This window comes from Methylobacterium sp., assembly GCF_019745455.1.
Classification (GTDB): domain Bacteria; phylum Pseudomonadota; class Alphaproteobacteria; order Rhizobiales; family Beijerinckiaceae; genus Methylobacterium.
The window spans coordinates 1-6,400 of the sequence record NZ_JAIETD010000005.1 but is presented as its reverse complement, the minus strand read 5'-3'; the positions used below and the strand labels follow the sequence as shown (position 1 = coordinate 6,400).

At 59.2% G+C, this 6,400-nt stretch carries 6 protein-coding genes and 4 pseudogenes; 3 read left to right on the top strand and 7 right to left on the bottom strand.

What is annotated here, in order from left to right; all coding sequences use genetic code 11:
• A pseudogene (locus tag K2Y56_RS01070) lies at positions 1 to 213 on the bottom strand (IS5/IS1182 family transposase); the annotation flags it as partial.
• A gap of 78 nt (positions 214 to 291) precedes the next feature.
• Here K2Y56_RS01070 and K2Y56_RS01065 point away from each other — a divergent pair.
• Positions 292 to 391, top strand: a pseudogene (locus K2Y56_RS01065) (IS481 family transposase); the annotation flags it as partial.
• 100 nt (positions 392 to 491) lie between these two features.
• On the opposite strand, the pseudogene K2Y56_RS01060 reads toward K2Y56_RS01065, so the two are convergent.
• The 5 genes and pseudogenes from K2Y56_RS01060 to K2Y56_RS01035 form a co-directional block, all read right to left on the bottom strand.
• Positions 492 to 928: pseudogene (locus K2Y56_RS01060) on the bottom strand (IS110 family transposase); the annotation flags it as partial.
• A gap of 492 nt (positions 929 to 1,420) precedes the next feature.
• A complete protein-coding gene (locus K2Y56_RS01050; RefSeq protein WP_292503934.1) occupies positions 1,421 to 1,891 on the bottom strand; it encodes a TlpA family protein disulfide reductase in 471 nt (156 codons plus the stop codon).
• 154 nt (positions 1,892 to 2,045) lie between these two features.
• Positions 2,046 to 2,336, bottom strand: a complete 291-nt coding sequence (locus K2Y56_RS01045; RefSeq protein ID WP_292503932.1) for a DUF1330 domain-containing protein — start codon at positions 2,334 to 2,336, stop codon at positions 2,046 to 2,048.
• Between the two features lie 62 nt (positions 2,337 to 2,398).
• Positions 2,399 to 2,830: a heme-binding protein gene (locus tag K2Y56_RS01040; protein ID WP_292503930.1), complete on the bottom strand. Its 432-nt coding sequence runs from the start codon at positions 2,828 to 2,830 to the stop codon at positions 2,399 to 2,401.
• A 73-nt stretch (positions 2,831 to 2,903) separates the two neighbouring features.
• On the bottom strand, positions 2,904 to 3,917 hold the full coding sequence (locus K2Y56_RS01035) for a zinc-binding alcohol dehydrogenase family protein (protein WP_292503936.1): 1,014 nt from the start codon (positions 3,915 to 3,917) through the stop codon (positions 2,904 to 2,906).
• Positions 3,918 to 4,432: 515 nt separating this feature from the next.
• Between K2Y56_RS01035 and K2Y56_RS01030 the strand changes: the two genes are divergently transcribed.
• Both K2Y56_RS01030 and K2Y56_RS01025 read left to right on the top strand, forming a co-directional pair.
• The gene (locus tag K2Y56_RS01030; protein WP_292503929.1) at positions 4,433 to 5,038 is read left to right on the top strand and encodes a sulfite oxidase-like oxidoreductase; all 606 of its coding nucleotides are present in this window, start codon (positions 4,433 to 4,435) and stop codon (positions 5,036 to 5,038) included.
• Positions 5,031 to 5,777 carry a ferredoxin reductase gene (locus tag K2Y56_RS01025; protein ID WP_292503928.1) on the top strand — a complete coding sequence of 249 codons (747 nt, stop codon included), beginning with the start codon at positions 5,031 to 5,033 and terminating at the stop codon, positions 5,775 to 5,777. Before K2Y56_RS01030 ends, K2Y56_RS01025 begins: the two co-directional genes overlap by 8 nt.
• A gap of 94 nt (positions 5,778 to 5,871) precedes the next feature.
• Here K2Y56_RS01025 and K2Y56_RS01020 read toward each other — a convergent pair.
• A pseudogene (locus tag K2Y56_RS01020) lies at positions 5,872 to 6,318 on the bottom strand (IS630 family transposase); the annotation flags it as partial.
• Positions 6,319 to 6,400: the final 82 nt, after the last annotated feature.

Here is a 6,400-nt window from a genome sequence, read left to right as displayed (position 1 = left end):
GCGCGCGGCCATCGAGCTCATTAAGGGCGACTTCGACATCCACCCGCAACCGGTTGTATCGGCCTCGCCATGGCGCGCTCGGACCGGAGCCAGATAAGCGGTGATCCTCCGCTGCTTAAAGGCAGTCAGGTTTGCCTCGTTGTCAAAGTCGGCATCCCCCGAGACCTCGTATGGCTTGCGCCTGAGGTGAGTGCGGACGGCATCGATGAGTGGAATACCCACTTCACCACGCCTAGCGACGTTGCCTCGACCGCCACCATCATTGAGGATGCGATCGCAGCAGGCGAGACGTTCCCAAGCGAATAGCTCCGAGCTTGCCAGTGCCCGCAACGACATTGAGCGTCGACTGACCAAGCCGCTTCACCCCTGGACTACGGATGAGGTTGAACAGTCCTTCTCTTCGCGAGCCGTGTTATTTCTCATCGCCCACGGGTGACCGCGTGAAGAAGAGCCGTGGTCGAAATGCAAGCCCGGCGGTGCCGTCTTTGTGATCGCTCTTCCTCTGAAGCGTCCGTGGATACGCGCCGTCCGCGTCGTCTCCAGGCCTTGGTCATCTGCCGATAGGCGATTGCCGTCTGCTCAACGCGGCACCGCTCCCCCTCGTATGTTCTCGTCAGGCTGTAAGCGTACGCCGTCCAGCGCTGGCCGCGCCGGGCGGGCTCACTCAAGCGCAATCCCAGTTCCCGCAACTTCTTGCCGTGAAGCGCCAGCCGCAGCCAAACGTAATCCTCATCCCGCGCGAGCAGGTGCCAGACGATCACCGCGAACTGCGCGCGGCGGCCACCGCGGCGACATGAGGTCCGCGGCGCACCGAGACACGATGGAGGAAGGTGCGCCCCGGTCCTACTCCATGTACTGCCTGCCATGCTGCCTCCACCAGCATAGTGCGTGCATGGCTTCGGCCCCGTTTGGTGATGCGTCCACGCCGCCCTCAAGCCCGCGTGATGGTAGATATTATGTTGCATTGATGAACTGGTCCAATGCTTCGCATCAGACGACGACCGAGACGTAGTCGCGAACATCGATGCCGACAGGCACATCGCTGATGAAGCCGTTGTCCGTCTCAACGTCCCCCACGCGGACCGATCTGGCTTTGATCAGAAGAAAGGCCTCCTTCGGGGCGGCGAAAAGTGGAGCGAGATAAAGTTTGTAGTCCGGGCCAGGGGCGAGACGCCCGATGTGTGCGATCCGGTTACGCGAGACCCGGACCTCGCCTTCCCCTAATGAAGAGCAGGTCGCTGCGTTTTAGATCCCGAGCCAGGCGTCCTGCGTAGACGGTTTGAGTTGCAATGATCTGAAGGGCTGCCGTGTCGGGCACCCGCGGCGCTGTAAGGATCGGCAGCGGGTAGATGCCGCTTCTATAGCCCAAAGCGAGCGTCGGGAGAACGGAGGAAATTTCGATCAGCCAACACCGCGTCTGTCACGCCAACTCCAGATCCTTCATCAATTGGTCCGCGTCGAGATGAAAGTCCGAGAAAGCGATGTGTCCGCCAGCATCGATGACCGTGAACCAGGGCGTTCCCCGTGTGCGGTAATCCTCCATGAAGGTAGAAAGCGTCGCGCCGGCGGGTGGCTCGTCGTGACCGAAGGCAACAGGAAGCTCATACTCAAGTTGGTTCACGCGCAACTTTTCGAAGGTGTTCTCATGCGCTCCTTCGAAGACGGTCTGGATCACCGCGAAACCCACACCCTTGAACCTCAATGCACCATGCAACCTTCGCAGCGTCGGAAACCCATGCAAATGGCAGCCACGGCACCAGTGCTGGAACGCGAACAGAATCGTCGGGCCAGTGCCAAGATCCGACAGCTTGAGCGGCGCGATAGTCCCTCCATCCTCACCAATCCATCTCCCGACCCGCAGTTCAGGCGCATGTCGTCCGGCCACGCTCATCTGATCCTCCAATCCCGATGCAGAAGCCTGACGAATAGTCGCGCGTCGCGATGGCCCTTGAACTTCACTGCCTTAGTTCCGTCTGCAGGTTCGAAGGCTGCGAATCTGCAGATCGATACCTCGTGGTCAGCACCGCCGCTCTTCCGTCGGTGTGTCATCGCCGGCCCTCAATGATAAAGGCGCGATAGCGGGAGCCGGCAAAACGGTGCGCGGCAATCATTTGGTAGGCGGAGCTATGATACCAATCACGCGCGGCCTGCATCGTTGGGAACCGCATAATTACGGTCCCTTCGACGGGCGGTCCCTCCAAATGCTCTATTGTGCTATAAGCGGCGAGAAAAGTTACATCGTGGCCATCGAACGATGGGCCGACGCCTGCAGAGTAGGTTGCGAGTTTTTCTGGGTCGGTGGTTATTTCGCGCGTGAAGACGACGAATGCTTCCATCTTAAGTTCTTTCCTAAGGTCGGATCTGCAGGCCACCGTCGGCGGCGGCGGCCTTACAATTGTCAGGTTGGCAGCTCGAACCCGATTTTTTTGAGTGCTTCCACGCACGCATCCTGATCTTGCTGATAGGTCCCTCCGGATATGCCGATCCCGCCGATCAACTTCCCGTCTTCCAGGATCGGATAGCCGCCGCCAACAGCGACCATCCGGGGGCGATAGGCCAGCGGCGCCACTTTTGGGTCATTGGTCACATAATCGTTCCATACATGGGTCGGGAACCCAAAAGAGGCAGAACTCCAAGCCTTGTCGACGGCGACATCGACAGTGAGAAACGGGGCGTCGTCGGTGCGTTCGAACGCGCGCAGGTAACCGGTGGCGTCGACGACGGCGACCGCGGCCGGGATGCCAATTGCACGGGCCGCAGTGATCGCGGCGTGGATGAGGGCGACTGCGGTTTCGCGGTTGATCGAGGCGGTGGCAATGGATTTGATCATGGGATTTCCTTCACCGGAGCGTGATCTGTCCGGCTCCCTTAAGGTGGGAAAAGATGTATGGCGGTAGCGGATTTCAGAAGCCTTCCAGGACGATTTTGCCTTTTGCCGAGCCACTTTCGATAAGCGCATGCACCGTCTTCAAATTGGCGGCATTGATCGGCGACAGTTGGTGGGTCAACGTCGTGCGGATTTTACCGTCATCAACTAGCACCGCCAGCGCATCAAGGATTTTGCCCTGCTCATTCATGTCGGGCGTGCCGTAGATCGACCGTGTGAACATTAGTTCGTGGTGGATCGACACCGCCTTGCGCTTGAACAGCATGATATCGAATACCTTGGGATCGTCGATCAGCAGGAACCGTCCTTGCGGAGCTATAAGTTCGGCGATGTCGGCGACATGCTGCTCGGTATGCGTTGTCGAGAAGACGAAAGCGGGAGAGCCAATGCCGAGTTCGGCGACCTGTGCCGCGAGCGGCCGAGAATGGTCGACGACGTGATGAGCGCCGAGCCCTATTACCCACTCCCGGGTTTCCGGTCGAGACGCGGTGGAAATGACGGAGAGTTCCGTGCATTGCCGGGCGATCTGGATGGCGATCGACCCCACCCCTCCAGCGCCGCCGATGATGAGGATCGCCGGCGCCGCACCGGGGACGGGCTTCGCAACGTCCAGGCGGACGAACATCGACTCCCAGGCCGTCAACGCCGTCAGCGGCAGCGCAGCCGCTTCCGCCCATTTGAGCGACGTGGGTTTGCGACCGACGATCCGGGCGTCGACAAGATGGAACTGCGCATTAGTGCCGGGCCTGGTGAGCGATCCGGCATAGTAGACCTCGTCACCGCGCGCGAACTGCGTCACGTCGGGGCCGACCTCGCGCACTATCCCGGCGCAATCCCATCCCAGCACCTTCCAATCGCCATCGGCGGGCGGCGTACTGTTGCGGACTTTGTAGTCGACCGGGTTGACCGAGATGGCCTTCACCTCAACCAGGATATCGAATCCTGCAGCGACAGGCCGAGGCAGATCGATGTCGACCAGCGCCGCATCCTCCGTGATGGGTCCCGGAACCTTGTAACCAACGGCTTTCATCATTGTCGCCAGCTTGGGATGTGCCGAAGTATTGATCGATCGCCCTGACACTTCATAAAAAAGACCCTCAGTTCACGGCGGTCTCCCGTGCCGGACTATTAAGTTGTGCGTGAATCGTTTCCAATGGCTGCACGTCATGATTTCCATGTCTTGCCGCGGTCCGATCCTTGGGGTACGCGTAATTAGCGTGGAGACATGTTAGATGCAGGAATTAGAGGTGCCAGCGGTTCGAGATCAAATGCTGTCCCTTGATTATGCGTGAGCAACGGGATGCGCTTGTAAAGTTGTTGGAAAGTTATAAAATTCATAACGGATGGGTATTGGTAATTAAGGCAGGCGCAGTGCTATACTACATATGCACCAGCAATCATTAGATGACATAGTTGATATTCTTTCGGTATAGGCGTTCAGTTTTCTGGTATATATGTACGTTCAGGGGTCGAAAGTGCAAGGATACTGCAACAAATACTGAAATCGGGCCGGCTACGGTTTGTCGCGGTAAACAGGGGGTTCGCATGGTCACTAGAGGATTCACAGGCCGCGGCTCGGACGGCGACCAGTCCGATCGGATACCACCAGGCCAGCATCTCGTGGAGAACTTCCCGGTTCTTACGGCCGGACCTACACCAAACGTAGAGCTCTCCGATTGGAAGTTCACCGTCAAGATCGGCCCGAGGCACGTCAAGATATGGAACTGGAGCGAGTTCAATGCCCTGCCGACGACCAAGGTAACCCGGGACATTCACTGCGTTACCTCTTGGTCCAAGCTGGATACCGTGTGGGAGGGCGTGCTTGTCGAAGACATCCTTGCAGCTGCAGGGATCCTACAGCCTACTGATTTCGTCCTGGCCCACAGTTACGATGGATATTCGACAAACGTCCCGCTGGCGGATCTGCTCTCTGGCAAGGCGATGGTCGCCCTCACTTATGCGGGCAAGCCGCTTCCCCGCGATCATGGAGGGCCGGCGCGTCTCCTGGTTCCGCACCTCTACCTCTGGAAGTCCGCCAAGTGGGTGAATGCGCTTCAGTTCACAACCCGGGACGAGGCGGGCTTCTGGGAGTTGCGCGGCTATCACATCTACGGCGATCCATGGCGCGAGCAGCGATACACCGATGACTGAGAACAGTGCGCAGATAGCGTCGTGGCAGTCATGCGTCATCGACGGAATCGTTCAGCAGACCCCAAGCGTCAAGAGCTTCTTCCTGCGGTTGAGCAGACCGTTCGCGCACATTGCAGGTCAGCACGTCGATATCCGGCTGACCGCGCCCGATGGCTACAACGCAATGCGCAGCTACTCGATCGCGTCGGCGGCAGCCTCGTCTCCAATTATTGAGCTCGCCATTGAGCGCCTGTCGGATGGCGAAGTTTCCTTGTTCTTTCACGATATCGCGTTAATCGGCGACGAAATCGAGCTTCGTGGTCCACTCGGGGGTCATTTCCTGTGGCCTGAACCTGCCGTAGACGCCGTGCTGTTGATTGGGGCAGGCTCCGGCCTTGTGCCGTTGATGGCAATGATCCGGCAGCGCAGCACATTGAAGCCGACCGTGCCGACAGCGCTGCTACTGTCCGCACAAACCGCAGAGGACGTCCTCTTCTCAAAAGAGCTTCATTCCATCGAAATCCGGGATGCGGAGTTCGTCCTTGCGCTGGCTATCACACGCGAGATACCGATCCGCGCATCGGACTTCGCGCGACGGATCGATGTCGCGATGGTCCAGGATGTTTTAGCGCGACTTCACCGAAAGCCAACGCAGGTATTCGTCTGCGGGTCCAACGGCTTCGTTAACATCGCGACCGAGAGCGCGCTGTTAGCCGGCCTCGACGCCTCTATCATCAAGACGGAACGCTACGGTGGCTAGCTGCGTGAGCAATCTCGCGGCCTGCCGATCGTAGACGTGTGGCCCTGGGAAACTTTGAAAGTTAGCATAAGCCGCTTATACCAACTTTCATTGATCAACACCCATGCGCCCATTCGCGCAGTCCGAGGGACATGATGCGCCAGGGCTGAGCGATGAGCTTGTTCCAGGCGTCGCAACAGTGGTCGGTGATGTCGGCGTACGATTAAAAGATCCGGTTGCCGAGCCAGTTGTCGCGCAGGAACTGCCATAGGTTCTCGGCTGGGTTCAGCTCGGGCGAGCGGGCTGGAAGGGGCAGCAGGGTGATGTTGTCGGGGGCGATCAGCTTCTTCGTGGTGTGCCAGCCGGCCTGATCGAGCAGGAGCACTGCGTGGGCGCCGGGCGCCACCGTTGCGGAGATCTCTTCGAGGTTGCGGGCCATGGCCGACGTGGTGCAACGGGGCATGACCAGGCCCGCGCCTCTGGCCGGGCAGATCGTCCCGAAGATGTAGGCCGACTGCGTGCGCTGATCCTTGGGGGCCGAGGGTCGCGTTCCGCGAGCTGCTACTCAGTGTGAGTCCTAGCATTACAGTTGCGTTTCTTGGCTTTTTCGTCGTCGGCCTGTTTTGCTGGGCTTACGGCGTCGA